Consider the following 23,895-nt stretch of genomic DNA (forward strand, 5'->3'; position numbering starts at 1 on the left):
ACAGTCTCCCTAGCTCCATAGTCCCAAAACGACTTTTATTTATTCCGATAACAGATTGTCATAAAAGATCTACACAACTACATATTTGGGTAGTTCGGCCCGCCCGGGCCTTCCGGCGGTACCCAGTCGATGTTCTGGTTCGGGTCCTTGATATCGCACGTCTTGCAGTGGACGCAGTTCTGCGCGTTGATCTGGTAGCGCACCCCGTCCGAGGCGGAGGCGTCCTCCACCCACTCGTAGACGCCCGCCGGGCAGTAGCGCGCCGAGGGCCCGCCGAACACGTCGTGCTCGGAGCGCTTCTGCACCTCCAGGTCGCGGACCTGGAGGTGGGCCGGCTGGTCCTCCTCGTGGTTGGTGTTCGACAGGTAGACCGAGGAGAGCCGGTCGAAGGTCAGCTTGCCGTCCGGCTTCGGGTAGACGATCGGCGTCACCTCCGAGAGCGGCTTCAGGCAGGCGTGGTCCGGCTTGCCGTGGCCGAGCGTGCCGAACGGCGAGGCGCCGAGCAGGGTCGTCGCCCACATGTCGATCCCGCCGAGGCCGACCCCCACCAGCGTGCCGTACTTCGACCAGAGCGGCTTGACGTTGCGCACCGCCTTGAGGTCCTGCCCGATCGGGCTGTCGCGCCAGCCGGCCTCGTAGGCGGCGAGCTCGTCCCCGGCCCGGCCGGCCTTCAGCGCCTCGGCGATCGCGTCCGCCGCCTGGATGCCGGACAGGATCGCGTTGTGCGAGCCCTTGATGCGCGGCACGTTCACGAAGCCCGCGGAATCGCCCACGAGGCAGCCGCCGGGGAAGACGAGCTTGGGCACCGATTGCCAGCCGCCCTCCATGATCGCCCGCGCCCCGTAGCCGATGCGCTTGGCGCCCTCGAACGTGTCGCGGATCAGCGGGTGGGTCTTGAAGCGCTGGAACTCCTCGAACGGCGACAGGGTCGGGTTCTCGTAGTTCAGGTGGGTGACGAACCCGACCGAGACCAGGTGGTCGTCGAAGTGGTACAGCCACGAGCCGCCGCCGGCCTTGTTCGGCAGCGGCCAGCCCATCGTGTGGCGCACCAGCCCCGGCTCGAACCGGTCGGGAGCGAGCTGCCACAGCTCCTTCACGCCGATCCCGTACTTGAAGTGGTCGCTTTCCTTGTTGAGCGCGAAGCGCTGGATCAGCCCCTTGGTCAGCGAGCCGCGGGCGCCCTCGCCGAACACCGTGTACTTGGCGCGCAGCTCCATGCCGCGGGTGTAGTCGTCGCGCTGCGCGCCGGACTTCGCGATCCCGAGATCGCCGGTGGCGATGCCCACGACCGCGCCGGCCGCGTCGAACAGCACCTCCGCGGCAGGGAAGCCCGGGTAGATCTCGACGCCGAGCGCCTCGGCCTGGGCGCCGAGGTACTTGGCGACGTTCGACAGCGAGCCGACAAAGTTGCCGTGGTTGGACATCAGACGCGGAAAAAACACGTTCGGCAGGGTCACGCCGCTGTTCCTGGTGAGCATCATGAACGCGTCGCGGGCGACCTCGGTCTTGAGCGGCCGCTCGGGGTCCTGGCGCCAGTCGGGCAGCAGGGCGTCGAGGCCGGTCGGGTCGACCACGGCGCCGGACAGGATGTGGGCGCCGACCTCCGAGCCCTTCTCGACCACGACGACCGAGATGTCCCCGCCGGCTTCCGCCGCGCGCTGCTTGAGGCGGATCGCGGTGGCGAGCCCGGCCGGCCCCGCCCCGACGACGACCACGTCGAAGTCCATGCTCTCGCGTTCGGGCAGCGCCATCGTCGCCTCTCCTGATCTGATCCGCTTTATCGCCGGATCTATAGTCCGGGCAGCACTGTCGGCTCTACATTTCGATTGATCTGCCCCAACGGGGTAATCCGATTCGAAAGTTAGCGCAGGGTCAGGGTGGAATTGACCCTGTTTTTGATCCACGACCTATGCAAGTTCTCGGGCTGTGACAGCTTGGTTGGCGAAGGCTCGACAGTCCCTCGTCCTGATAGAGCCGGCACGGTCCATCGCAAATCGATGCTCAACAGGCATCGTCGGTTCACGTCCGCTCAAGAGCCAAAGCGATCCCTTGGCCGACGCCGACGCACATGCAGACCAGGGCTCGCGCCTTGCTGGAGAGGGACAATTCGAGGGCAGCCGTGCCGGCGAGCCTCGCGCCGCTCATGCCGAGAGGGTGGCCCAGCGCGATGGAGCCGCCGTTTGGATTGACCCGCGGCTCGTCATCGCCGAGGCCCAGTTGGCGCAACACGGCCAGGCCCTGCGACGCGAAGGCCTCGTTCAGTTCGACCACATCGAGCGCCTCGACGGTCCAATTGATGCGGCCGAGCAGCCTGCGGGTTGCCGGAACAGGGCCGATTCCCATAACGCGGGGCGCCACGCCGGCCGCCGCTCCTCCGACGATGCGCGCGACCGGCGTGAGACCGTGCCGCCGCGCCGCCGCTTCCGAAGCGATGATCAGCGCCGCGGCACCGTCGTTCACCCCTGAGGCATTGCCCGCTGTGACCGTTGCGCCGGTTATCCGATTGACGGGCGCCAGCTTCGCCAGAGTCTCCAGACTCGTCAGACGCGGATGCTCGTCGGTCGCCACTTGGACGGGTTCGCCCTTCCTGCGCGGCACAGGGACTGCCACGATCTCGCTGCTCAAGCGACCATTCGCCTGCGCGGCCGCAGCCTTTTCCTGGCTGCGAAAGGCGAAGAGATCCTGGTCGGCGCGGGCGATCTCATAGTCGATCGCCACGTTGTCCGCCGTCCCCGGCATCGAATCGACCCCATACCGGGCCTTCATCTGCGGGTTCACGAAGCGCCAGCCGATCGTGGTGTCGTGGACCTCGGCCGAGCGGGAGAACGCGGCCTCCGCCTTCGGCAACACGAAGGGCGCGCGGCTCATGCTCTCGACCCCGCCGGCGACCACGAGTTCAGCCTCGCCCGACTTGATGGCGCGGGCCGCAGTGGCGACGGCGTCGAGCCCTGAACCGCACAGGCGGTTGATCGTGGTGCCCGGGATGGTGTCCGGCAGGCCAGCGAGCAAGAGAGACATCCGGGCGACGTTCCGGTTGTCCTCGCCCGCCTGATTGGCGCACCCGAAGATCACATCATCCACGCTCGCCCAGTCCAGACCTGGATTGCGGTCGGCCAGCGCCCTGAGCGGGATCGCGCCAAGATCGTCGGTCCGAACGGACGAGAGCGCGCCGCCGAAGCGGCCGATGGGCGTGCGGATGTAGTCGCAGATGAAGGCTTCGGTCATGGCTGCTGATTCGTCTCCCGGATCGATGTCGGATGCCTGCCCGCGTCGGAGCTTGGCCTCCTGGGAATTCTCGGTTTCGGGCTGCCGCGTCCTCAAGACTCGAGTGGCAGGCCGACGGCGCCTCGACGCTCGAGTTGCCCGAGCTGCTCGTCATCCACGCCGGCCAGGCGTCGGAGGATGGAAGCGGTGTGCTCGCCCAGCATCGGCGGCGGCGCGGGATATTCGACCGGGGTGCCGGACATCTTGATCGGGCTTCCCACCGTCATGAAGTCCGTCTTCAAGGGGTGCGGGATCTCCACCAGCATCTCGCGCGCCTTGACCTGCGGCTCGTCGAGGGCCTGGGCGACGTCGTTGATCGGCCCGATCGGGACACCATGGGGATGGATGCGCCCGATCCATTCCTCCGCAGTGCCGGTGAGAAAATGCGCGGCGAGGATGCCGACGACCTCGACACGATTCACCACGCGGTCGGAGTTGCGCGCGAAGCGAGGGTCCTTCGGAAGGTCCGGCAGACCAATGGCCTTGCACAGGGAAACGAATTGCGAATCGTTGCCGCAGGCGATGACGAAGTCGGCGTCGGACGCTCGGAACACCTGATAGGGAACGATGTTCGCGTGGGCATTGCCGTACCGTCCGGGCGGCCGTCCGGAAGCCAGGAAATTCTGGCTCTGGTTGCAGAGCATCGCGATCTGCACATCGAAGAGCGCCATGTCGACGTGCTGGCCTCTGCCGGTCAGGTGCCGGCTCAGGAGAGCGGCCTCGATCGCCACGACCGCGTAGAGCCCGGTCATCAGATCGGCCACGGCGACGCCCACCTTCTGCGGGCCTCCGCCGGCCAGGTCGTCCCGCTCGCCGGTGATACTCATCAACCCGCCGAGTCCCTGGATGATGAAGTCGTAGCCGGGCTCTGCCGCGCGTGGGCCGGTCTGCCCGAAGCCCGTCACCGAGCAATAGACCAAACGCGGGTTGGCCTTCGACAGCGTCTCGTAATCGAGGCCATACTTCGCCAGAGACCCGGCCTTGTAATTCTCGACGAGAACGTCAGATTTCATTGCGAGGATACGCAGCAGCTCCTGTCCTTCGACAGAGGCGATATCGATCGCAACGGAATACTTTCCGCGATTCGTCGACTGATAATAGGACGACTCGCGGGTCGGCTCTCCCCGAGCGTCCTTCATCCACGGCGGACCCCAGTCGCGTGTATCGTCGCCCCGTCGCGGACGCTCGATCTTGATGACCTCCGCCCCAAGGTCGGCCAGGATCTGGCTGCACCAGGGGCCGGCCAGCACACGGCTCAGGTCGAGCACCCTCAATCCGGTCAAAGCGCCCATTCTGTCGTTCCTCCCTCTGATGTATGTCTTCGCTTCGGCCGTCGGTCCGCGACGACGGAGCTTGGTCAGTGCCCGAAGTCGAGCGGAGGTGGCGCGTGCGGCCAAAGGGGTCGCGCACCGCCTCCGTGGCCCACAGAACGATCCGAGCCTCCGGAGCTTGACCCGTCAGCGCGTGTCCGCTGAGGCCGCGCACGGTTCCGCGGTGCGCAAGGACAATCCGAGCGCAGCCCGGCGGCGGAGCCACGGGCTCGGCCGGTAGCGGGGATCGCCCGTTGTCGCGAGCAGGCGCGTCAGGATCGTGTGGAGACGGTCCGCCCCCAAGGCGTCGCCCCAGGCCAGCGGGCCGCGCGGATAGCCGAGCCCGAGCCGGACGGCATCGTCGATGTCCTCGACGCTCGCGATGCCTTGCTGCGAAATATCGCAGGCCAGGTTCACGATGGCGGCCAGTGTCCGCTGCACGATGAAGCCGACGCTGTCGTTGATCACCGTCACGCCGACGCCGTCACGCGCCAGAATGGCATGCGCGGCATCCCTGGCCCCGGCGTCGGTAGCGGGCGTCAGCATCAGCGTCCTGTGCCGATCGAGACCGGGCAGGAGGTCGATGCACACGGTCCTGCGAGGATCGGTCACGTGCAGTCGACACGCCGTCGTCGCATCCTGACCATAGGGCGCGAGGAGGCAGAGCGCTCCCCTGGAAGGCACCGCCTCCGTCTCCACCGTGACGCCGATGGCGTGCAGGAGGGTCCGGAGCGCATCGCGGTCGGCCTCGCGTTCGGCGCCGATCCAGACCGGCGGCAGAACGCCGACATCCGGAACCCGCTGGTTGGGTGCCGGATCGAGCGGCTTCCCATCGCGATATCGGTAGAAGCCGTGGCCGGTCTTCCTTCCGAGCCGGCCGCCCTCCAGCATCTGCCGCGTCAGGGCCGACGGCCTGCAGCGAGGCTCCTGATAGAACTGCGCATAGATCGATTCCATGACCGGGTGGGACACGTCGAGCCCGGTAAGGTCGAACAGCTCGAAGGGACCCATCCGGAAACCCGCCGCCTCGCGCAGGACGCGGTCGATGTCGCCGCAGGATGCGACGGATTCGCCGAGCATCATCAGGGCTTCGGTCCCGTAGGCGCGGCCGGCGTGGTTGACGACGAAACCCGGCGTGTCCTTCGCCCGGACGGCGCGGTGGCCCATGCGCTCCGCAAGGGCGACGAGCGCATCGCCGACGGCAGGAGACGTCTCCAGGCCATCGACGACCTCGACGACCTTCATCAACGGGACAGGATTGAAGAAATGGAAGCCGGCGATGCGCTCGGGATGTCGGGCGCATCGAGCGATGGCGGTGACGGACAGCGACGAGGTGTTCGAAGCCAGGATGCAGGTCTCGCCGACGATGTCCTCTAGTTCGGCCAGCAGGGCGCGCTTGGGCTCGATCCGCTCGACGATGGCTTCGACGATCAGGTCGCAAGACGCCAGGTCGCCGAGGGTCGCCGCGACGTGGAGGCGCGCGGCGGCGTCCGTGGCCTCGCCCGCGCCGATCTTTCCCTTGTCGGCCAGCCTGTCGAGCGTCGAGACCAGGTTGTCGCGAGAGGAGGCCGCGGCACCTGCCCGGGCATCGAAGAGATGGACGCTCAGCCCCGCCTGCGCGGCGATCTGCGCGATCCCGGTGCCCATGACGCCAGTGCCGACGACCGCCATGCGATGGATGGAATGCGCCATGGCTCAACCTCCCGTGAAGACCGGCCGGCGCTTCGCCAGGAACGCGTCGGCTCCTTCCTTCTGGTCCTTGGAATCGAAGAGGAGTTGAAAGGCCTTGCGTTCGAGCGCGAGCCCGCCTTCGAGCGACATGTCCGCGCCGGTGAGCATGACCTCCTTGATCTGTGCGACCGCCAGGGCCGGCAGCGCGGCGATCTCTGCCGCCAACTCACGCGCTCTGGCCAGGGTCCGGCCATCCGGCACGACCTCGCTGATCATACCGATCGCCAAGGCTTCCGGCGCGCGGATCGTGCATCCGGTCAAGGCAAGCCGCATGGCGTGGAATTTTCCGACCGCTCGGACGAGCCGCTGGGTTCCACCCGCACCCGGCATGAGGCCGAGCTTCACCTCGGGCTGTCCGAATCGGGCGGACTCGCCCGCAACGATGATGTCGCAGTGCATGGCAAGCTCGCATCCGCCCCCCAACGCATAGCCGTCGACCGCGGCGATGACGGGTTTCGGGCAGCGTGCGATCGCGTCCCAGAGCAGCTCGGTATGCCGGAGATACATCTCGACCGGGCCGGCGGCGGCGAATTCTCGAATGTCGGCACCCGCGACGAAGCACTGGTCCGTCCCGGTCAGGACGATCGTGCGCGTTTCCGCATGGGCCGAGGCGGCGCGGAAACACGCGGCCAACTGCTCCCGGATCCTCAGATTCAGAGCGTTCTTGGCCTCCGGTCGATCGATGCGGATGGTGGCGACGCCGTCGCCTGAGCTCTCCAGTGTGACGAACGCATCCTCGGACTCTCTCATGGCGGATCCAGCAGTTTCGCTATGCGAAATTTGGTTTCGCACATGATCATAGGCACTGGTCTGCACGGTTGTAAATAGGCTTTGCCGCGAGTAATCCACCCGTCCTTCAAGTGTACCCTCGCGCTGTTTTGCATTCCTTGCGCCATTCCAAGAAATCTGCTAATTTTGCTATGCGGAATTGGATTTCGCGGATTGACAAGGCTCAAGGAGTGGCTCTAATGCGCCGCAAGAACAATGACACGCACACCGGGAGCCCCGAAAAAGGTCTCGATGCTCCGACCGATGCGATACCGGCTGTCCTCGGTCCGATGGAGGCGAAATGGGAGGAGGATCGGCAGTTCGTGACCGCCCTCGGCAGAGGTCTCGAGATTCTGCGCTGCTTCACGCCGAAGGAAAATGCACTCGGCAATCAGGATATCGCGGCTCTGACCGGGCTTCCGAAGCCGACCGTCTCGCGGTTGACATACACTCTTCTGCGGCTCGGCTATCTCCGGCAAGACGCCCGCACCGGACGGTATCAGCTGGACATCGGCGTCCTTGGCTTCGGCTACTCAATGCTGTCCAATCTTGTGATCCGATCCGTCGCGGCGCCACTGATGATGGAACTTGCCGAGCACGCGAAGGCTGCCGTCGCCATGGCCGCGCGCGACCGGTTGCAGATGATCTACGTCGACGTCGTGCAGGGACAGGGCAACATGACGATGCGCCGTCAGATCGGGAGCGGCGTGCCGTTGCCGCAGAGCGCACTGGGTCGCGCCTGTCTGGCCGCGATGCCCGAGAGCGAGCGGGATTTCCTGCTCGATCATGTCCGCCGACGCGATCCGGATGGATGGCCAACCGTGCGGAAGGGCTTGGACCGGGCACTGCGTGACTATGAGGACTACGGCTACTGCCTGTCGATCGGGGAGTGGCACAAGGATGTGAATGCGGTCGCGGTGCCTTTGGTCCATAGCCAATATGGTCTCTTGGCCTTCAACTGTGGCGGCCCGAGTTTTCAGCTTTCACGCGAGAAGCTCGAAGACGATATCGGCGCGCGCTTGGTCGGAATGGTTCGCAACATCAGCTCCGCTGTCCCTTCATCGATAGGGTGACGGAGTTCTCAAACCATCGCTCGAGAGACAATCGAAGAGGAAAGGCGTATGATCAGGGATCAAAACACACTGGAGATGATCACGAATTCCGTCCGTCAGTTCGTGACGGAGGTCCTGATCCCACGCGAGGAAGAAGTCGCGGAACACGACGCCATTCCTGAAGACATCATCGAGCAGATGAAATCTCTGGGCTTCTTCGGGCTGACCATTCCGGAGATGTATGGCGGTCTCGGTCTGACGATGGAAGAGGAGGTGGAGGTCGTGTTCGAACTCGGCCGCGCCTCCCCGGCCTATCGGTCATACATCGGAACGAATAACGGGATCGGTTCGCTCGGCATCTTGATCGACGGCACGGATGCCCAGAAAGATGTCTATCTTCCTCGGCTCGCGAACGGGGACTTGCTCAGTTCTTTCTGCCTAACCGAGCCCGATTCCGGCTCTGACGCCGCCTCTCTGAGGTGCACCGCAGTCCGCGACGGCGACGTCTATGTTCTGAACGGCACGAAGCGTTTCATCACGAACGCGCCGGTCGCCGACCTGTTCACGGTGATGGCTCGGACGACGCCGGCGATTGCGGGCGCCGCGGGCATCAGCGCTTTCATCGTGGATCGCCACAGTCCTGGCCTCTCCGTCGGCAAGGCCGATCGCAAGATGGGGCAGAAGGGCGCCCTCACCAGCGACGTTATCTTCGACGACGTCGCCGTACCGGTCGGCAACTTGATCGGGGGCGTCGAAGGGATCGGCTTCAAGACTGCCATGAAGGTCCTCGACAAGGGGCGGCTGCACATCGCAGCGTTGAGCGTGGCTGCAGCCGAACGGATGCTTGCCGATGCCCTGCTCTATGCCACCGAACGCCGACAATTCAGGAAACCGATCTCCGAGTTCCAGTTGATCCAGGCGATGCTGGCGGACAGCAAGGCTGAGATTTACGCCGCCAAATGCATGGTCCGCGATGCGGCGCGACGCCGCGACGAAGGCCTCGATGTCGGCACGGAGGCCTCGTGCGCGAAGATGTTCGCGTCTGAGATGTGCGGACGTGTCGCCGATCGCTGCGTTCAGATCCATGGCGGCGCCGGCTACGTGAGCGACTATTCGATCGAGCGATTCTATCGGGATGTCCGGCTGTTCCGGATCTATGAAGGAACGACACAAATCCAGCAAATCATCATCGCCCGCAACATGATCCGAGAGATCACGAGTTAAGACAATGCCGGAGCACGGCGTGAACGATCACGTTCGGCTGTAGATCCTGCGTCGTGCGACACGCCTCGACTGAGGCGCACACGACAGAGAAGCGGAGGCGGGCAGGTCGGGATTTTGCGGCTGCCTCCCAACCCATCACAGAACTCGATTTGAGAATGGCTGTAGCGGACCCGCACTGTGCGTCCGAAGGAAGACCTATGTCCGCTGCAGACAGAACGCAACCATCAATGCAAGGGGAGGATATCGATGCAAACGACTACTGCCGGGAGCGCACGCGCAAAGGATGAGATCGCGCGTGACAGGACATGGATGTACGCCTTCGTCTTCTGTTTTCTCGCGCTGTTGATCGATGGCGCCGATCTGATGCTGCTGGCCTACGCCTTGACGAGCATCAAGGCCGAGTTCGGGCTCACCAGCGTGGAAGCCGGCAGCCTCGGCAGCGTCACCCTCGCCGGCATGGCGCTCGGCGGCATCTATGGCGGCTGGGCGTGCGATCGCTTCGGCCGGGTCCGGACCGTCGCGTGGACGATCATGCTGTTCTCGGTCGGCACCGCCCTGCTCGGCTTCACGCAAAGCTACCTGCAGTTCGCCGTCGTAAGGTTCGGGTCCTCCCTCGGACTTGGGGCACTCTACGTAGCCTGCAACACGCTGATGGCGGAATACGTACCGACCAAGTACCGGACGACCGTGCTCGGCACCCTGCAGGCTGGGTGGTCTGTCGGCTATGTCGTGGCAACCTTGCTGGCTGGCTGGATCCTGCCCATCCACGGCTGGCGGTGGCTGTTCTTCATCGCGATCATTCCCGTCATCCTGTCGCTTTTCATGCGCAAACTTGTCCCGGAGCCGGAGAGTTGGGTGAAGGCCAAGGCTGAACGGCTAGAGACGGCCGGCACCGTGGAGACGCAGGCCCAGCCTAGCGAGAGCGCGTTCAAGGCTGTCTTCGGCGACCCGCGCACCCGAAGCATGTTCCTGTTCTGGGCGGCCACGGCCGGATTGCTCCAGTTCGGTTATTATGGGGTCAACAATTGGCTTCCGGCCTACCTGCAGACAGAGATGAACATGAAGTTCAGTTCAGTGACGTCCTATCTCGTCGGCAGCTACACGGCGATGATCCTGGGTAAGATCGTCGCCGGCGTGGCGGCGGACAAACTCGGCCGTCGTGCTGTTTTTGCCCTCGGTGCTCTCGGGACCGCCGTCTTTCTTCCCGTGATCGTGCTCTGGCACACTCCAGACAACATTCTCTGGATGCTGGTGGTGTTCGGCTTCCTCTATGGTGTCCCCTACGGTGTCAACGCGACCTATATGGCCGAGAGTTTCCAAGCCCGCTATCGCGGAACGGCGGTGGGCGGTGCCTACAACCTCGGCCGGATCGGCGCGGCCCTCGCCCCGATCGTCATCGGGTTTCTCGCGAGCCAGTTCTCGATCGGCTTCGGGTTCCTGGTCATGGGGGCTGCGTATCTCGTCTGCGGACTGATCCCCGCCCTCTTCATTCGCGAGAAGCAGTTCGATCCGAAGACCCAATAAGTGGGTTAGCACTCGGCAGAAACGGCTCAAGTCGGACGGACAATGATGGTGCGCCGCTCAAGGCGTCGACACCAACATTGCCCGTCCGCATCGCAAGAAGAACCGAAAGCTGCATTCTTGCCATACATAGGGCAAGCTATTAGATCTATGTCAGCCCTGACTGGGATGTTCTGAGTGCACGATAGACGCTGGCCCGGGCTATGCTGAGCTTCCGTGCGATCTCGGCAGGCCCCAAGCCCTCGGCCTTCAGGGCACATACCTCGGCGGGATTGATCGAGGGGGTCCGGCCCTTGTAGACGCCGGCGGCCTTGGCCTTGGCGATCCCTTCCATCTGGCGTTCGCGCCGCAGGTTGGTCTCGAACTCGGCGAAGACCCCGAGCATGTCGAGGAAGGCCTTGCCGGTGGCCGTGCCGGTGTCGATCGGCTGCTCGGTGGCCTGCAGGCGGGCGCCTTTGGCCTTCAGGGTGCGCACGATGTCCTGGAGGTCGCCGATGGAGCGGGCGAGCCGATCGATGCGGGTGACGACGAGGGTGTCGCCCTTGCCGATGAAATCCAGCACGATCGACAACTCGGTCCGGCCGGTGGTCGAGGTGCCGGAGACTTTCTCCGCCCGGATCGGGTCGCACCCGGCCGCCTTGAGGGCGTCGAGCTGGATCGTGAGGTCCTGATCAGTGGTGGAGACGCGTGCGTAGCCGATACGAGCCATGAAGCGTCCCGGATGGATCTAGACCCTGCATGCTTAGCGTCGCAAAACCCCAAAAACAACCCTAATAAGACGCCGTTTTGCGTCTCAAGGTCACGACTCTTTTGGGTATACCCATCTGCTCCATTCAGACCGTGACATAACTGCGCCTTGATGCGAGAATGCCGCTTAGGGAGAGATGCATTCTTACTCCCTGGATAGGTGGCAGGGCTAACGCTGATGGCAGAGCTAATTCGCCGAACCGTACAGGTGGCCGAGAATGGAAGGATGAACCTCCCTGCCGAGATGCGTCGCGGCCTAGGACTGACCGGACCGGGGCGTGTGATCCTCACTCAGGATGAGGATGGCATCCGTATCACGACGGCCGACCAAGCCCTCAGACGCATTCGCGCCCTGGCTGCTCCATTTGCCCAAGGACGAGCGTCCGTAGTCGACGAATTCCTCGCGGAGCGTCGGGCTGAAGCGGCCCGTGAGGAGGGCGGGGAAGCGGATGCCGGGCATGACTGATCCGGTTCTGGATGCCTCGGCGGTGCTGGCCGTCATATTCGACGAGCCGGGTGCCGATCGCGTGGCGGCCCACCTGCCCGGCGCGCGGATCTCCGCGGTCAACGCCGCGGAGGTGATGACCAAGCTCGTCGATCTCGGGATGCCGGAGGATACCGTCGACGCGATCTTCGAGGGGCTGCAGCTCACGATCCTGCCCTTCGAGATGGCTCATGCGCGCGAGACCGCGCGCCTGCGGACGCTCACCCGGGCGGCCGGCCTCTCGCTCGGCGATCGCGCCTGCCTGGCGGTGGCGGGACAGCTCGATGCCCCTGCGTTCACGACCGATCGGGCTTGGTCGCGGGTGGACGGTGCCGTCGTCGGCGTCACGATCGAGCTGCTGCGCTGAACCGATGGCGGGCGCCGCGGCCCTCGTGGTGATCGCCGCAGGGCTCAACGAGCGGCAGCGGGCCTATCTGCTCGCCACCTACGACGAGGATCAGGCCCGCGAGGCGACGCATCGCGGGCCGGGCGGTCCTCCGGCCCGGCGCTGGCGCTGGATCGAGTACGGGCCTGTCGGTCACAAGTGGCTCGATGGGCCAGGATCCCGCCTGCTGCGGGCCAAGCTGACGCAGTCCGGCATGGTCAGCCAGGGGACCGGCGCCACATGGGCGGCGCTGGCCGAGCGCGGCCTGCTGACCACGCGACACGAGCATACCGGCCTGATCGACACGCGCAGCCGCCGGGCGATCCGGTCCCTCATGGTGCGGCTGACGACCGACGGCCGGAAGGTGGCCCGCCTCCTGCGGGGCGAGCCGCCGACACGGCCGCGGAGCATGGAGCCCAAGCCGCTCTCCCTGTCGGCGCTGCGCCTGGTGGCCTACGGCCAGCAGCATCCCGAGGAGGCGTTCGATTTCCATGCCCCCTGGGGCGTGTGCCCGCTCGACTACCTCGTGGTCCTCGGGATCTGCCGCGGCCTCGTGAAGCGCGGGCTGCTCGCCGGCGACCCGCCGACCCGGCTCCGGATCACCCCGGCCGGCTCGGTCCTCGACGTCACGCAGGAGACCAACTGGAAGCCCTTCGCCTGAAATCCCGAGAGCGTGTCGCCGCGTTCCGACTGGTGAGCGGCGCACGGGCCTTGAGTCCTGGTCAAGGTGGTAGCCGCAGCGGTCCCCAGAGGAGTTCCGGCTCGGTCGACCGGCGGCGCGGCCGGCTGGCCCACGCGGCGATGGCGTCTCGGAGCGCTCCTCTCTCGGTCGGTCAGGATGAGCGCTGAACGAGGGCCTGCAGACTCGCCAGGATCGAGGCAGCCTCGTACGGCTTGCGGACCACCGGCACGTCCTTCAGTTGGGCAGGGATGTTGGCGCTGTCGCCATAGCCGGTCGCGAACAGGAACGGGACGTTGCGCCGCCGCAGCTCCTCCGCGACGGCGATCGACGTTCCCACCCCGAGGTTGATGTCCAGCACCGCGACATCCGGCGTCCGGGCAGCGAGAAGCTTCAACGCTTCCGACTCGGAGCCTGCCGTGACGACGTGCTCGATCCGGGCGTTGGCCAGGATCTGTTCGAGGCCGACCGCGATGACGAGTTGGTCCTCGAGGATCATCACGCACAGCTCGGCCAAGTCTTCGACGTCGAGAGCGGGAGGGAGAACGGACGGTACGGGCCGCGCGACGTCCCTGGCTTTGGACACCGTCAGATACCTTGCCGGGATCCTGAAGTGGCCCCGCAGCCCCTCGGGCCGGTACTCGACGGCGCTCGATCCGCCGAGATCGTAGGGGATGCTGCGGTCGATCAGAACGGACCCGAAGCCGCTGCGGCTCGGGGGACGGACCTCCGGACCGCCGCTCTCGCGCCAGGTGATGTCGCAGGTGCCGCCGGCATCGATCGTCCAGGCGACCGCGAGCTTGCCGCCCGGGCGGGACAGCGCGCCGTACTTGGCGGCGTTCGTCGCCAGTTCGTGCAACACCAGGGCCATGACGGAGTAGGCCCGCGCGTCGAGCACGAGGGAAGGCCCCGCCGTCTCGATGGCATCGGCGGCGGTGCGGTAGGGGGTCAGTTCCGCGTCGAGGAGCGCGGCGAGACTGCCGCCACCGTCGCCCCGCACGACCTAGTCGTGCGCCAGGGACAGCGCCTGGATCCGGCCCTTCAGCGTCGCGACGTAGCCTGCGAGGCTCTGGCCTTCCTCGGTCGGGTGGGCGACGAGGGCCCCGATCAGCGCGAGGATGTTCTTGACCCGATGGTTGAGCTCCTCGTTGAGCATGCGCTGGCGGACGTCCGCCTTCGACCGCTCGTCGGCCAGCAGCTCGCTGTTGTGGAGCACGACCTCGACCACGGCGGCGCGGATGGCCTCGCCGAACTGCCGGTCCTGCTCGGTCCAGGGCTGCGACTGGCAGTGGACCGTCTCCTTCCAGACGGCGAAGCTCTTGCGTGGGGTCAGGCGATCGCCGAACGGGCCGCTCTCGTAGCTCTTGTTCGGGTCGCCGGCCCATTCGAGGGTCTCGACCACCTCCCTGCGGAACAGCATCAGATAGTCCTGCGGGCGCTGCGACATCGGGATGACCAGCGCGCCGGAGACGTCGCCGGCGTAGTCCTGCGCGGGCGCATGCGCGGCCGACAGCCGGTTGGAGGCCCAGGTCCGGCCTTCCGCCACCCCCTCGGCGAAGCGCAGCAGGGCCGGGAGAGCGGGCTTGGGTGGCGTGGTGCCCTCCGAGGACCACCGCCCCCCGAGCGACATGCCGATGCCGTCGCAGGGGATCAGCGCCTTGAAGACGGTCATGCGGGAACGGAGCAGCTCCTCGACGTCGGCGGACCGGTTCGCGTCCCTCAGCAGGTCGTCGAGGAACTGGCGCGCGCGGGTCGCGGCCTCCAGCGTCTGCCTCGCGCGCATGGTCTCGATGTGCAGCGAGAAGAACTCGCCGAACATCTCGGCGGCGACCCGCTGGCCCAGCGTCAGGGTCCGCGGCGCGTAGTGGTGGCAGGCGATCAGTCCCCACAGAGCGCCGCCGACGATGATCGAGATCGACATCGAGGCGCCGACGCCCATGTTGCGCAGGTACTCGCAATGGATCGGCGAGACGCTGCGCAGGTGCGCGTGAGACAGGTCGAGGGGCTCGCCCGACAGGTCGAGGACCGGCTCGATCGGAACGGTCTTGAAGTCGGCGTCGGAGATGACGCGGATCGGGTTGCGCAGGTAGAGGGCCCGCGCCTGCTGCGGGATGTCGGAGCCGGGGAAATTCTGCCCCATGAAGCTTTCGAGGTCGCCGCGCTTGGCCTCGGCGATCACCTTGCCGGCGCCGTCCGCGCCGAGCTGGTAGATCATCACCCGGTCGTAGCCGAGCATGGCCCGGACGAGCCGTGCGGTGTCGCGAAACAGCCGGTCCGTCCTGTCGACGTCCCGGACGTGGGCGACGACCGTGCGCGCGAGTTCGAGGGGTTCGGCGACGTTGTCGCCGGCCGGCTCGAACTCGACGACGACCGTGCCCTTGAAGCGGTGGGCGGCGACGTCGAACGCTCGTCCGGACGGAAGCGTCAGGCCGAACGTCAGCGCCGGCCGGGACGCCTCCTTCGCGCGGGCCAGAGCGTTCCGGACGGCATGGGCGGCCTCGTCCCCGAGGACCGCCTCCAGCCGCAGGCCGTTCGGGTTGCCGGCCATCCCGAGCATGGCCGGCGCGTTCGCGGAATGGCGGAGCACGACGTTCGCCGCGGTGTCGCAGGCGAGCAGGCCGCCGTGGGGCTGGATGCTTCCCGGGATCTGGATCGGTTCCCGATCGCAATTGGTGAGGTCGACGCGTGGTCCAGAGATCATGGCCTGCCGCCCGTGAACGACCGGCTGGATGCGCGACCGCTTGAAAAGGTTCCGCCGGGCGAGGCACTTGCCGCCGACGTCCCCATCCCCGTTCTACGCCCCGCGCCGGTCTCCGTCATCTCGGTTCACCGGGTGAGGTGGATCCCGAGGCGAACGCCACGAGCTGGTGGTGCGGCGAGGTCGAGCCGTCGCCAGCCTCAACTCCGGTGTCGGTGGGCCGACGGGTGAAGGTGAGCCGCGGCCTGTCCACGCCCGGCCAGCCTGGCTCGGCCAAGGAGTTGCAGGCGGGCCCTCACGGCTTCGTGGGCAGCCTCCTGCGTCTTGAGGACTGCGGCTTCCCTGGGCGAGGCCGCGCGGGTGTAGGCGTAGCAGCAGGGCCGCCCCTCCTGCCCGTGGAGGTGGGGGCCCCACACGCTCGCGGTCTTCGGGTCGAGGAGAAACGTGCGGCCGAAACCATCGATCACGCGGGCTTCGGCGCCGATCCGCACCAATGATCCGGAGACCGGCCGGAGGGCGAGCAGCATCAAGACCCGGCCGGCCCGGCGCGCCCGCGCGGCCGCCTCGCGAGCCTCCTCGTCAACGCCCCGCTCCCGTGCCGCGGCCGCGGCCGCCCTCGCGAGGGATTCCTCCATCCGGTCGACCACGCCGTGCAGGGCACGGACGTTCGCGAGGGAAACGGACCACGCCTTCAGATCCGGCAGGAAGCGAGCGCCCGGGACCGTGCGGACGAGAGCCACCGCTTCCTCGTTGTAGGCAAAGCCGACCCTCACATGGTCGTCCCTCACGCTCACGAGGATGTGGCGCGTCGAGAGCTTCTGGCCGTTGTGGGCGAGCGCGGCGAGGTACGAGCGTCCCTCGAGGCCGGGAGTGTCGAGGGGGATCGCGTGCCCCTCGAACTCGGCATCGCGCAGGATCCGCTCGATCCTGGCCTGCACCTCGCGCTGTTCCTGCGCGACGGCTTCCGCGAACCGGGTCACCCGGTTGACCGCGAGCACGCCCGGGACGTGCCACGATCTCGTTGCGAGGCGGAAGCGGGCCCTTGGGAAGGTCTGCTTGAACCGGGGCAGCATCGTCGGATCGGCGTCGGAGAGTTGCACGAGGGCGCCGTCCGGGAGGGCCGTGATGGCGAAGCCGCCGATCGTCGTCATCATGGAGGTCGCCCCTTCGATCGGAGCCTCTCCGATCACGGCCGACGTCTCGCAGGCCTGGCCAAGGCTGAGTCTAGAGGAGCCCGTGGCGCCTGTATGCGCCATCCGTCATGGCGCATATCTCATTCAGCGGCGGGAAAAGGTACGCTTTGCAACAGTGAGGACGACACCGTGCCTGCGAAGGAGCGCCGTGGATCCATATGGCCACCGTCTCCGCATTTTATGGCTATCTCGGCTTCACATGGCGTATATGACTTTCTGTGGCGAACGATGGATATGCCCCATGAAAGCTAAAGTGATGCCGGACGGGCGGATGAGCCTGCCAGCCGATCTCCGGAAACGGCACGGGCTCGGCAACGGCGGCGAAGTCATCGTCGAGGATACCGGGGACGCCATCGTGCTCCGGACGCTCGATCAGGTGGTGGCGCGGGCACAGGCACTGAGCCGCAAGCTGATCGCCGGCAAAGCTGGCGCCACCGTCGAGGACTTCCTGGCTGACCGGGCCCGTGAGGCTCGAGGCGAATGACACGTTTCGTCTTGGATGCGTCTGCACTCCTAGCACTTCTGCTTGAAGAGCCTGGAGCCGACAAGGTCAAAGATGTGCTCGACCAGTGCGTCATGACGGCCGTCAACCTGGCCGAAGTGGTGAGTCACTACGCAAAGCTCGGCGCCGAGCGCCACGATATCGAGGCACTGCTTCGGCCTCTGCCAATCCAGTTGATCCCGGTCGACACGATGTTGTCCTATGACGCTGGCCTATTGCGTTCAGTCACTCTCGAAGGCGGACTGTCATTGGGGGACCGCTATTGCTTGGCACTGGCAAACCGTGAAGGCGTGCCAGCGCTGACTGCCGAGCGGCGCTGGCCGGAGATTGCGAGTGTTGCTGGTGTTAGGATTGAATTGATCCGGTGAACGACCATGACTGGCGACAATGACGATTTCTCACCGCTTCATGAACGACTGCACGCAGCCCGCCGGCTTCTGGCTGAGGCTTACGAGCGCCGCGATGTCCTCGCCCGCCAAATTGCGACCGTCGAGGCGACGGACGGCATCGGCCTCCCCGTCGATCTGATGAATGCCTACGGCGCGGCCGAGCGGGCAGTGCTGGTGGCCGAGGCTGATATGAAGGACGCGGAACACGCCCTCGCCATCGCGAGCGAACGCCTGCCGTAGCTGCTCTCGCCCGACATCGCCCACGGCTCGACCATCTCCGCGACGACGTAGGGCCGCCCTTGGGCCGCACGAGGCAGCGGGCGCTCCTCAGCCCGCCCGGGCCGACATCCTCTCCCATCATGCGGTCCCGGCGGGCGGCCTGCTGTAGAGGTCGGCGCGCGCCAAGCCATCGCCGATCCCCTGGGCGATCCGATCGTGGGCTGCGGCCTCGGTCACATCGGGGTCCCAGGTGTAGACGTCCCGATGAGCCCCGACCTGACGACCGATCTCCCGCGGCCAGCGGCCGAGGGTGATCCAGGGCCAGCCAGGCGCTGGTGGCTCGTAGAGCGCCAGGACCGGGTCGCCGCCGCTGCCCGGCCGGCTCACGGCGGCGTCCGGGCCTGCGGAGAAGTCGAAGGCACCGGCCCGGCGCGGCACGGGCCGGGCCAGGGCCGCGAGCAGAGCCTCGCGTTCCGCCGGGGTCTCGACGGCCCAGAGCTTCCAGGGTGTCTCCGCGGCGATATCGGGCGGCCAACGCCCGAGGCAGAGGTCCGGCAGCCCGGGGAGGAAGCCGCCGTACCAGACGATCGGCATCCAGGATGTGAGGGGTGCGATGGGGTCGATCATCGGGCGATCCTTCGGCGGCGTCGGGTTGTGGTGCCTCCTTGCGGCAGCTCATCCCTCGGTCCCAACGAGAAGCCGGACTGCCAGTTCGCGCGGTTCCGGTCCCGACGACAGGTCCGTCATGGCGCGGACCGCTCCCACGATACGCTCCGCCGCGGCGATCGCGGCCTCACCTCGGCTCTGTGGGCCGCTCGATCGGCGCGACGTCGCGCAGCTCGACGAACGCGACCTTCTCCGAGCGCTCGGCGCCGATCAGGCGGAGATTGACGTAGACGTGGTCGGCGAAGACGGCGCTGCACAGGCGCCAGATCACGCCCGTGCGGCCGACGCGCCGCTCCGCGCTGCCGTCCAGGGTCAGGGGCGCCCCGGTGATCCGCACCGGCTGGCCCACGCGCAGCCAGTTGGCGGCGCTGGCGACGAGAGCGGCGATCTCCTCGGCGGTGAGGCTCGCCCGCGTGGTGCGGGCGAAGGGCGTCCGGGGGTCGGCCGCGAGGCGCCGCGCCTGTTCCTCGGGGCTTAAGTCGTGGAACAACTCCACCTCGTAGTCGGGCGTCCAGGCCTGCGGCGCCGGCTGCTTGGGGGAGGCGCGGAACACCTCGATCGCCGGCCCGCCGAGCAGGTCGGGCTGGATGCCGATCAGGGCACGCTCGTACTGCGCCTGGCGGTACTCGGCCCGCCAGCGGGCGTCGCTGCCGGCCGGCAGCCGCGTCACGTCCTGGCGAACGTGGTGGGACTTCCTGGATCGTCTCGGCATGGCGCAGCCCTCACGCGAGGCCGATGCGGCGGGCGGTCTCCAGCTCGCCCGGGTCGACGTCGCCGGCGAGGCCGATATGCGTCGCGAGCGCCGCCAGCAGGACCTCCTCCCAGATCGGGAGGCCGCCGGGGCTGCGGGAGCCTTGCAGGTCGAGGTAGATGCCGGCGTCGAAACCGGCCTCGGCCCGGGCGCGGATCGCGGCGATGCCGGAGGCGAGCGCGGCGCCGTCGATATCGTCCTGATCCTGGAACGCCTCGGTGGTCGCGAGCCAACCCTCGAACCCGCGCACGAAGCAGGGCAGGCCGACACGCTCGGCCTCCTCGTGCTGGGCGTCGGACGTGGCGGAGGTGATGATAGGCTGGATGAGCATCGGATCGTCTCCCGAGAGGGAAGGTTTCTCGCCGGCCCGGATCGGAGCCTCTCTCCGGTCCTGGGAGCCGTCATCCAGGCCAGGCCCACCCTGGCTCCGGTGCGCTTTGGAGCGCTACAGCAAGGGCACCGGATCGGCGCCCCCTGCGACGTGCCCCTTCAGCCAGATGATGCCGTGATGCCAAATCTGACCGATCGCCAGCGCGTCGAGCTCGCGATCCCGGCCTACCTCCTCTACGCGCTGACCTCGGCGCCGGGCGTGTTCGTCCCGGCCGACCCGGCCCTGGCCGCTCGGGCCGAGGCCGACATCGCGGCGATGCGCTTTGACCTGAGGGCGGCCTGCTTCGAGCCGCTGGAGGACGTTTCCGAGAGGAAGAAGGGCGCTCTGCTGCGGCGGGTCGAGCGGATTGCGCGGGGCGTGATCGTCGACTGGAAGGATCGGCCGGCGCTGAGCGTGATGCTGACGCTCTGGTACGTCCTGAAGGAACTGACCGACCGCGAGGTGCTGATCCTGTGGCAGGGTTCGGCGATGGATCGGGCGACGAGCCGGCTGCTGCCGATGTTCGCGCACGGGTTCGAGGAGCAGAAGCGCGACGCCTCGGCCCAGGAGCAGGCCCGCCAGCTTCTCTCCCAGCTTCAGGAAGAGGGGCTGTACCGCTGAGGCACCACCCGCGCCTCCCTATTTTCGGGGATCGGCAGGCTCGACCGCCCTCCCCTATCCGCGGGCTCGCGCGAGGCGATCGTAACCCGTCAGGGCCGAAACCGCGCAGTGGGTTCGGGGAGGCGCCCTAGGCGGCGAGTAGAGCGCGGTCCCGCAGGGACGCGCCCTCATGCTCCGTCTTCGATCTTTCCGTTCTGCGATAGAGAACGGTGTTATTTCAAACTTCGACCCCTTATGTCAGGCTGACAGATCGACAAATTGGCCTTACCGGAGGCTGCTGGAGGCGGTGCGGCCTTAGGAGAGACGGACCGCGACGTTGAGCTTGGCCGCCTCTCACTGCCCTTTCACTGCCCTTTCCCGCTCGACGGCGAACGCTCAGCTTTGAGAAGCATTTTCGGCACCGGCTTGTCCGGGATCGGAGCCTGCGCCTCTATCACGGAAGGACGCATACAGCTCGTCAAGCTGCGAGGCCACGAACTCCCCAAATGCGGGATCGCGGTTGATAGCGAGCGTGACAGTTGCACCGCTCCGCGAGATGCGGGCCGTTGCATTCCCCCCCTGCCCTCTCCACGCCGTGGATCTTGGATCAGACTCCGTCCGCGGCGTTGCTGCTGCAAACACCCGCAGGAACCGAGCATCGCTGTCCAACGCCGCGAAAGCTTCCTCCCTGACAACTCGCTCCACGACCTTCACGCTTCCGGCATTCTCCAGGAGTTCGGCAAGGGCTAACCAGCGGCGGCGACCCGCCTTGGGAGCAGGTCCGACCGCCTGCACGATCGGTTCAGGAACTGCGCGAGCGACCGAGATCAGTTTCGAGAGTTCCCCCTTATCGGTCGAGAGAGCATCAACGATGACCGAACGCTCGAAGCCTCGATCCTCCAGCCTGCGTGCGAACAAGGCCTTCTCGATATAGGTGAGGTCCTGCCGGGCTGAGTTCTCGACGCCCTGGGCCACAACGAGTTCGACGTCGCTCAGCGTGCGGACGACAGCGCGCACGCGTTGTCCGAGTTCAGCAGCAGCCCGCAACCGCCGATGACCGTAGGCGACCTGATAGCGTCCCTGCCGATCGGGATGTGGGCGTACGAGGATCGGTACTTCCTGGCCGCGCTCCTCGATGAGCCGTTTGAACTCCGCGAAGCCGGCCTCAGTCCCCTCGAGTCGGTCACGAACGAACGATGGATCGACTAGGTCTGGCTCGAGGTCGACGATCGAAGCGCCCCTCGCAAGTGCGTCGTGGAGAGCTCGGCTCTCTTCCTCCAAGCGTCCAAGCGCTAGCCCCATCGTCCGCACGGGCCCCGCAAGCACTCTCTCGTCTAAGCCAGGGTCGCTCTCAGGACGTGAGTTGGCCATGGCCAACTCTCCGCCTTCTGCTGGCTTCGTTGCGTACAGATTCTTGATTGCGTCACGCCGCTTCACGCCGTCCTCCCCCAAACCTGATGGACGAGACCGAGGATCTCCCGATGCACGGCCTCGAGGCTTTCAACGGCACGGTCATAAGTCCCCCGCCCTACGCTACTGCGATCGAGCTCGTACAGGCTTTGCTTGGTCAGTCCTGCATCTGCGATCGCAGTGGACTTCCACACGGAAGCCGCAAGCACATCCTCACCGAATAGATTGCGCAGAAGCGCAACGATCTGACTTTGCGGGCCATCGTGCGGCTCGTGCCGGGTTACGACGTACCGGATGAAATCATGGGAAAGATCACCACCCGCTTTGCGCACCACTGTCATCAGGTCAGATGCCATCAGCAGGAACTGCGACATGGACGCGATATCCACCATCTGCGGATGGACTGTGATGAGGAGCGACGTGGCTGCGCAAACAGCTCCCAGAGTAAGATAGCCCAGTTGCGGAGGGCAATCGATCACGACCAAGTCGTAATCGTCCTGAATCGTGGCGAGCGCAGTGCCTACACGCTCGAAGAACATGCCGCCGTCGCTCCGACGAACGGTCGAGAGCACGCGCGGTGTCTCATGCTCGAACTCTGTGAGTTCGAGGTTGCCAGGAATTAAGTCGAGGCCGTCGAAATAGGTTTTCCGAACAATCTCTCGCAGTGGCCGACGCTTTTCATCGTACCGGATAGCCCCATAAAGGGTATCACCCGATCGTAAATCAAACTCTGGCTGTATTCCGAACATCGCACTGAGCGACGCTTGCGGATCGAGATCGACAGCCAGTACGCGGTAGCCCTGGAGGGCGAGCCACTGCACGAGATAAAGTGTCGTAGTCGTCTTCGCTGAACCGCCCTTGAAGTTCACACATGCGAGCGTTTGGAGCCGCTCACCGTCTCGCCGCCAGGGCACGAACGTTCGGGACTCCCTCGGGCGGGACTCCGAGAGGTAGCGACGCATCTCGTTGATCTGCCCGAGGGTATAGAGGCGCCGACCATTGAGCATGTTCGGGATTGGGCCAAGCCCGTCGAGCGAGAGCTGTCGCAGGAAACTGTCGGACACGCCCACGAGCCGGGCGGCCTCGCCCGAGGTGAACCTTCTCAGTTCCTTGTGCGCTTCAGGCGGGAAGAGTTGCTGCCGAAGCGTCTGTAGTTGCGATGAAAGAAGGCGTGCATGCCCGGACATGCGATCGTCGGACGAGGCTGACCGGGGACGGGCTTCGGCGATCGCCACGCTTATTGCCTTTCAAAACGGATTTTTCCTGCAAACTGGGCAGGATCCGTTTCAGGAAGACACAATTTTTGACGCGGTGCAAGACCTTAAAGGTTAATGGATTTCGTCGCCTTGCGACTGCGCTGTCCAAGGTACGGCGTGGCATCCAAACCTTCATACTTGCCGGAGCGACATGAAGTGGCGCCAACATCCAAGCTATTGATTATAAAAAGAATTTCAAAGTTGGCCATGGCCAACTTGCGCGCTTCGCTATTCCCCCACCCTGTCACTCGACTTCTGCCTCATCCCTCGCACCCGTCTCTAGAATTGCGAGTCGAGTTCGAGGAACTCTCCGCCGCCGGCGGTCCAAGAGCGCGAAGCGACCGCGGGAGCGGGCGACGGGGGAGCCGATTTGCGTGAGCAAATTGGGGGTGCCGTCCATCCTGGATGGACGGCACGTACCCGTGCCACGGTATCGGACCGATCCTGAGATCGGGGAGGCGGCAATGCAGCGAAGGCAATGGCGAGGATGGAAGGTAGACGAACCGACAGCATCCGGCCGCGGGAAGACGCGCTCAGGAGCGACGAGGCCTGGAGACGGGATTGCTCCGCTCGTGAGCGAGCCGCGACCGGCAAGGCACATCCTTTCCGGAAGTCCTAGAGCAGCCCGGTAGGGGAGAGGCCGGCAAAGCCGCGGGACCACGTGAGAACGATCTCG

At 66.0% G+C, this 23,895-nt stretch carries 22 protein-coding genes and 1 pseudogene; 10 read left to right on the top strand and 13 right to left on the bottom strand.

Annotated elements, in window-relative coordinates; genetic code table 11:
• Nucleotides 1-77 precede the first annotated feature (77 nt).
• From OF380_RS27395 to OF380_RS27415, 5 genes are all read right to left on the bottom strand, one after another.
• Complete coding sequence (locus OF380_RS27395; protein ID WP_165090144.1) at nucleotides 78-1,751, bottom strand: electron transfer flavoprotein-ubiquinone oxidoreductase; 1,674 nt, start codon at nucleotides 1,749-1,751, stop codon at nucleotides 78-80.
• A 268-nt stretch (nucleotides 1,752-2,019) separates the two neighbouring features.
• A complete protein-coding gene (gene pcaF, locus OF380_RS27400; RefSeq protein ID WP_165090147.1) occupies nucleotides 2,020-3,225 on the bottom strand; it encodes a 3-oxoadipyl-CoA thiolase in 1,206 nt (401 codons plus the stop codon).
• 92 nt (nucleotides 3,226-3,317) lie between these two features.
• Nucleotides 3,318-4,556: a CaiB/BaiF CoA transferase family protein gene (locus tag OF380_RS27405; RefSeq protein WP_165090150.1), complete on the bottom strand. Its 1,239-nt coding sequence runs from the start codon at nucleotides 4,554-4,556 to the stop codon at nucleotides 3,318-3,320.
• A gap of 165 nt (nucleotides 4,557-4,721) precedes the next feature.
• Nucleotides 4,722-6,266, bottom strand: coding sequence for a 3-hydroxyacyl-CoA dehydrogenase (locus OF380_RS27410; RefSeq protein ID WP_165090152.1), 1,545 nt, complete (start codon nucleotides 6,264-6,266; stop codon nucleotides 4,722-4,724).
• A 3-nt stretch (nucleotides 6,267-6,269) separates the two neighbouring features.
• On the bottom strand, nucleotides 6,270-7,055 hold the full coding sequence (locus OF380_RS27415) for an enoyl-CoA hydratase (RefSeq protein ID WP_165090155.1): 786 nt from the start codon (nucleotides 7,053-7,055) through the stop codon (nucleotides 6,270-6,272).
• Between the two features lie 308 nt (nucleotides 7,056-7,363).
• Between OF380_RS27415 and OF380_RS27420 the strand changes: the two genes are divergently transcribed.
• The 3 genes from OF380_RS27420 to OF380_RS27430 all read left to right on the top strand — a co-directional run bounded on the left by OF380_RS27420 (nucleotide 7,364) and on the right by OF380_RS27430 (nucleotide 10,873).
• Nucleotides 7,364-8,146 (top strand): IclR family transcriptional regulator, encoded by a 783-nt coding sequence (locus OF380_RS27420; RefSeq protein WP_264051544.1) that lies wholly within the window; start codon nucleotides 7,364-7,366, stop codon nucleotides 8,144-8,146.
• A 48-nt stretch (nucleotides 8,147-8,194) separates the two neighbouring features.
• The gene (locus OF380_RS27425; RefSeq protein WP_165090161.1) at nucleotides 8,195-9,349 is read left to right on the top strand and encodes an acyl-CoA dehydrogenase family protein; all 1,155 of its coding nucleotides are present in this window, start codon (nucleotides 8,195-8,197) and stop codon (nucleotides 9,347-9,349) included.
• A 309-nt stretch (nucleotides 9,350-9,658) separates the two neighbouring features.
• Nucleotides 9,659-10,873, top strand: a complete 1,215-nt coding sequence (locus OF380_RS27430; RefSeq protein WP_264051540.1) for an MFS transporter — start codon at nucleotides 9,659-9,661, stop codon at nucleotides 10,871-10,873.
• Nucleotides 10,874-11,018: 145 nt separating this feature from the next.
• Here the strand turns inward: OF380_RS27430 and OF380_RS27435 are convergent, their stop codons facing one another.
• Nucleotides 11,019-11,579, bottom strand: coding sequence for a recombinase family protein (locus OF380_RS27435; RefSeq protein ID WP_165090166.1), 561 nt, complete (start codon nucleotides 11,577-11,579; stop codon nucleotides 11,019-11,021).
• A gap of 282 nt (nucleotides 11,580-11,861) precedes the next feature.
• On the opposite strand from OF380_RS27435, the gene OF380_RS27440 reads away from it, so the two are divergent.
• Genes OF380_RS27440 through OF380_RS27450 form a run of 3 tightly spaced genes read left to right on the top strand, consistent with a single transcriptional unit; the run spans nucleotide 11,862 to nucleotide 13,147 of the window.
• Nucleotides 11,862-12,083, top strand: a complete 222-nt coding sequence (locus OF380_RS27440) for an AbrB/MazE/SpoVT family DNA-binding domain-containing protein (protein ID WP_246737110.1) — start codon at nucleotides 11,862-11,864, stop codon at nucleotides 12,081-12,083.
• Nucleotides 12,076-12,468, top strand: a complete 393-nt coding sequence (locus OF380_RS27445) for a type II toxin-antitoxin system VapC family toxin (protein WP_165090171.1) — start codon at nucleotides 12,076-12,078, stop codon at nucleotides 12,466-12,468. Before OF380_RS27440 ends, OF380_RS27445 begins: the two co-directional genes overlap by 8 nt.
• Before the next feature lie 4 nt (nucleotides 12,469-12,472).
• Nucleotides 12,473-13,147 (top strand): hypothetical protein, encoded by a 675-nt coding sequence (locus OF380_RS27450; protein WP_165090174.1) that lies wholly within the window; start codon nucleotides 12,473-12,475, stop codon nucleotides 13,145-13,147.
• Between the two features lie 172 nt (nucleotides 13,148-13,319).
• On the opposite strand, the pseudogene OF380_RS27455 reads toward OF380_RS27450, so the two are convergent.
• Nucleotides 13,320-15,866 (bottom strand): annotated as a pseudogene (locus OF380_RS27455) (HWE histidine kinase domain-containing protein).
• A gap of 197 nt (nucleotides 15,867-16,063) precedes the next feature.
• Entirely contained in the window at nucleotides 16,064-17,017 is a 954-nt protein-coding gene (locus OF380_RS27460) for a hypothetical protein (RefSeq protein ID WP_264051541.1), read from the bottom strand.
• Nucleotides 17,018-17,297: 280 nt separating this feature from the next.
• On the opposite strand from OF380_RS27460, the gene OF380_RS27465 reads away from it, so the two are divergent.
• The 3 genes from OF380_RS27465 to OF380_RS27475 are packed head-to-tail and all read left to right on the top strand — an operon-like array spanning nucleotide 17,298 to nucleotide 18,187.
• Nucleotides 17,298-17,540: an AbrB/MazE/SpoVT family DNA-binding domain-containing protein gene (locus OF380_RS27465; protein WP_206290103.1), complete on the top strand. Its 243-nt coding sequence runs from the start codon at nucleotides 17,298-17,300 to the stop codon at nucleotides 17,538-17,540.
• Nucleotides 17,537-17,926 (top strand): type II toxin-antitoxin system VapC family toxin, encoded by a 390-nt coding sequence (locus OF380_RS27470; protein WP_165090184.1) that lies wholly within the window; start codon nucleotides 17,537-17,539, stop codon nucleotides 17,924-17,926. The genes OF380_RS27465 and OF380_RS27470 overlap by 4 nt, the downstream gene beginning before the upstream one ends.
• A gap of 6 nt (nucleotides 17,927-17,932) precedes the next feature.
• Nucleotides 17,933-18,187: a hypothetical protein gene (locus OF380_RS27475; protein WP_165090186.1), complete on the top strand. Its 255-nt coding sequence runs from the start codon at nucleotides 17,933-17,935 to the stop codon at nucleotides 18,185-18,187.
• A gap of 117 nt (nucleotides 18,188-18,304) precedes the next feature.
• Here OF380_RS27475 and OF380_RS27480 read toward each other — a convergent pair whose 3' ends face one another.
• From OF380_RS27480 to OF380_RS27490, 3 genes are all read right to left on the bottom strand, one after another.
• Nucleotides 18,305-18,793 carry a hypothetical protein gene (locus OF380_RS27480; RefSeq protein WP_165090189.1) on the bottom strand — a complete coding sequence of 163 codons (489 nt, stop codon included), beginning with the start codon at nucleotides 18,791-18,793 and terminating at the stop codon, nucleotides 18,305-18,307.
• 166 nt (nucleotides 18,794-18,959) lie between these two features.
• Nucleotides 18,960-19,544, bottom strand: a complete 585-nt coding sequence (locus tag OF380_RS27485; RefSeq protein ID WP_246737103.1) for a hypothetical protein — start codon at nucleotides 19,542-19,544, stop codon at nucleotides 18,960-18,962.
• Nucleotides 19,545-19,554: 10 nt separating this feature from the next.
• Nucleotides 19,555-19,914, bottom strand: a complete 360-nt coding sequence (locus OF380_RS27490) for a hypothetical protein (protein ID WP_165090191.1) — start codon at nucleotides 19,912-19,914, stop codon at nucleotides 19,555-19,557.
• A 177-nt stretch (nucleotides 19,915-20,091) separates the two neighbouring features.
• Here OF380_RS27490 and OF380_RS27495 point away from each other — a divergent pair, with 177 nt between their 5' ends.
• Nucleotides 20,092-20,574 carry a hypothetical protein gene (locus OF380_RS27495; protein WP_165090194.1) on the top strand — a complete coding sequence of 161 codons (483 nt, stop codon included), beginning with the start codon at nucleotides 20,092-20,094 and terminating at the stop codon, nucleotides 20,572-20,574.
• Between the two features lie 375 nt (nucleotides 20,575-20,949).
• Here the strand turns inward: OF380_RS27495 and repB are convergent, their stop codons facing one another.
• Together repB and repA are read right to left on the bottom strand one after the other, a co-directional pair.
• Nucleotides 20,950-21,924 carry a plasmid partitioning protein RepB gene (gene repB, locus OF380_RS27500; RefSeq protein WP_264051542.1) on the bottom strand — a complete coding sequence of 325 codons (975 nt, stop codon included), beginning with the start codon at nucleotides 21,922-21,924 and terminating at the stop codon, nucleotides 20,950-20,952.
• 62 nt (nucleotides 21,925-21,986) lie between these two features.
• Nucleotides 21,987-23,150 carry a plasmid partitioning protein RepA gene (repA, locus tag OF380_RS27505; protein WP_246737111.1) on the bottom strand — a complete coding sequence of 388 codons (1,164 nt, stop codon included), beginning with the start codon at nucleotides 23,148-23,150 and terminating at the stop codon, nucleotides 21,987-21,989.
• Nucleotides 23,151-23,895: the final 745 nt, after the last annotated feature.

This window comes from Methylobacterium sp. FF17 (assembly GCF_025813715.1).
GTDB lineage: Bacteria > Pseudomonadota > Alphaproteobacteria > Rhizobiales > Beijerinckiaceae > Methylobacterium > Methylobacterium flocculans.

Bases quoted from the DNA above. Each gene is read 5' to 3' on its own strand.
- OF380_RS27410 (WP_165090152.1), bottom strand. From the start codon at position 6,266: ATGGCGCATTCCATCCATCGCATGGCGGTCGTCGGCACTGGCGTCATG.
- OF380_RS27440 (WP_246737110.1), top strand. From the start codon at position 11,862: ATGCGTCGCGGCCTAGGACTGACCGGACCGGGGCGTGTGATCCTCACT.
- OF380_RS27445 (WP_165090171.1), top strand. From the start codon at position 12,076: ATGACTGATCCGGTTCTGGATGCCTCGGCGGTGCTGGCCGTCATATTC.
- OF380_RS27420 (WP_264051544.1), top strand. From the start codon at position 7,364: ATGGAGGCGAAATGGGAGGAGGATCGGCAGTTCGTGACCGCCCTCGGC.
- OF380_RS27495 (WP_165090194.1), top strand. From the start codon at position 20,092: ATGCCAAATCTGACCGATCGCCAGCGCGTCGAGCTCGCGATCCCGGCC.
- OF380_RS27430 (WP_264051540.1), top strand. From the start codon at position 9,659: ATGTACGCCTTCGTCTTCTGTTTTCTCGCGCTGTTGATCGATGGCGCC.
- OF380_RS27480 (WP_165090189.1), bottom strand. From the start codon at position 18,793: ATGATCGACCCCATCGCACCCCTCACATCCTGGATGCCGATCGTCTGG.
- OF380_RS27395 (WP_165090144.1), bottom strand. From the start codon at position 1,751: ATGGCGCTGCCCGAACGCGAGAGCATGGACTTCGACGTGGTCGTCGTC.
- repB (WP_264051542.1), bottom strand. From the start codon at position 21,924: ATGGCCAACTCACGTCCTGAGAGCGACCCTGGCTTAGACGAGAGAGTG.
- OF380_RS27460 (WP_264051541.1), bottom strand. From the start codon at position 17,017: ATGATGACGACGATCGGCGGCTTCGCCATCACGGCCCTCCCGGACGGC.
- repA (WP_246737111.1), bottom strand. From the start codon at position 23,150: ATGTCCGGGCATGCACGCCTTCTTTCATCGCAACTACAGACGCTTCGG.
- OF380_RS27450 (WP_165090174.1), top strand. From the start codon at position 12,473: ATGGCGGGCGCCGCGGCCCTCGTGGTGATCGCCGCAGGGCTCAACGAG.
- OF380_RS27475 (WP_165090186.1), top strand. From the start codon at position 17,933: ATGACTGGCGACAATGACGATTTCTCACCGCTTCATGAACGACTGCAC.
- OF380_RS27465 (WP_206290103.1), top strand. From the start codon at position 17,298: ATGAAAGCTAAAGTGATGCCGGACGGGCGGATGAGCCTGCCAGCCGAT.
- OF380_RS27490 (WP_165090191.1), bottom strand. From the start codon at position 19,914: ATGCTCATCCAGCCTATCATCACCTCCGCCACGTCCGACGCCCAGCAC.
- OF380_RS27485 (WP_246737103.1), bottom strand. From the start codon at position 19,544: ATGCCGAGACGATCCAGGAAGTCCCACCACGTTCGCCAGGACGTGACG.
- OF380_RS27405 (WP_165090150.1), bottom strand. From the start codon at position 4,556: ATGGGCGCTTTGACCGGATTGAGGGTGCTCGACCTGAGCCGTGTGCTG.
- OF380_RS27435 (WP_165090166.1), bottom strand. From the start codon at position 11,579: ATGGCTCGTATCGGCTACGCACGCGTCTCCACCACTGATCAGGACCTC.
- pcaF (WP_165090147.1), bottom strand. From the start codon at position 3,225: ATGACCGAAGCCTTCATCTGCGACTACATCCGCACGCCCATCGGCCGC.
- OF380_RS27470 (WP_165090184.1), top strand. From the start codon at position 17,537: ATGACACGTTTCGTCTTGGATGCGTCTGCACTCCTAGCACTTCTGCTT.
- OF380_RS27425 (WP_165090161.1), top strand. From the start codon at position 8,195: ATGATCAGGGATCAAAACACACTGGAGATGATCACGAATTCCGTCCGT.
- OF380_RS27415 (WP_165090155.1), bottom strand. From the start codon at position 7,055: ATGAGAGAGTCCGAGGATGCGTTCGTCACACTGGAGAGCTCAGGCGAC.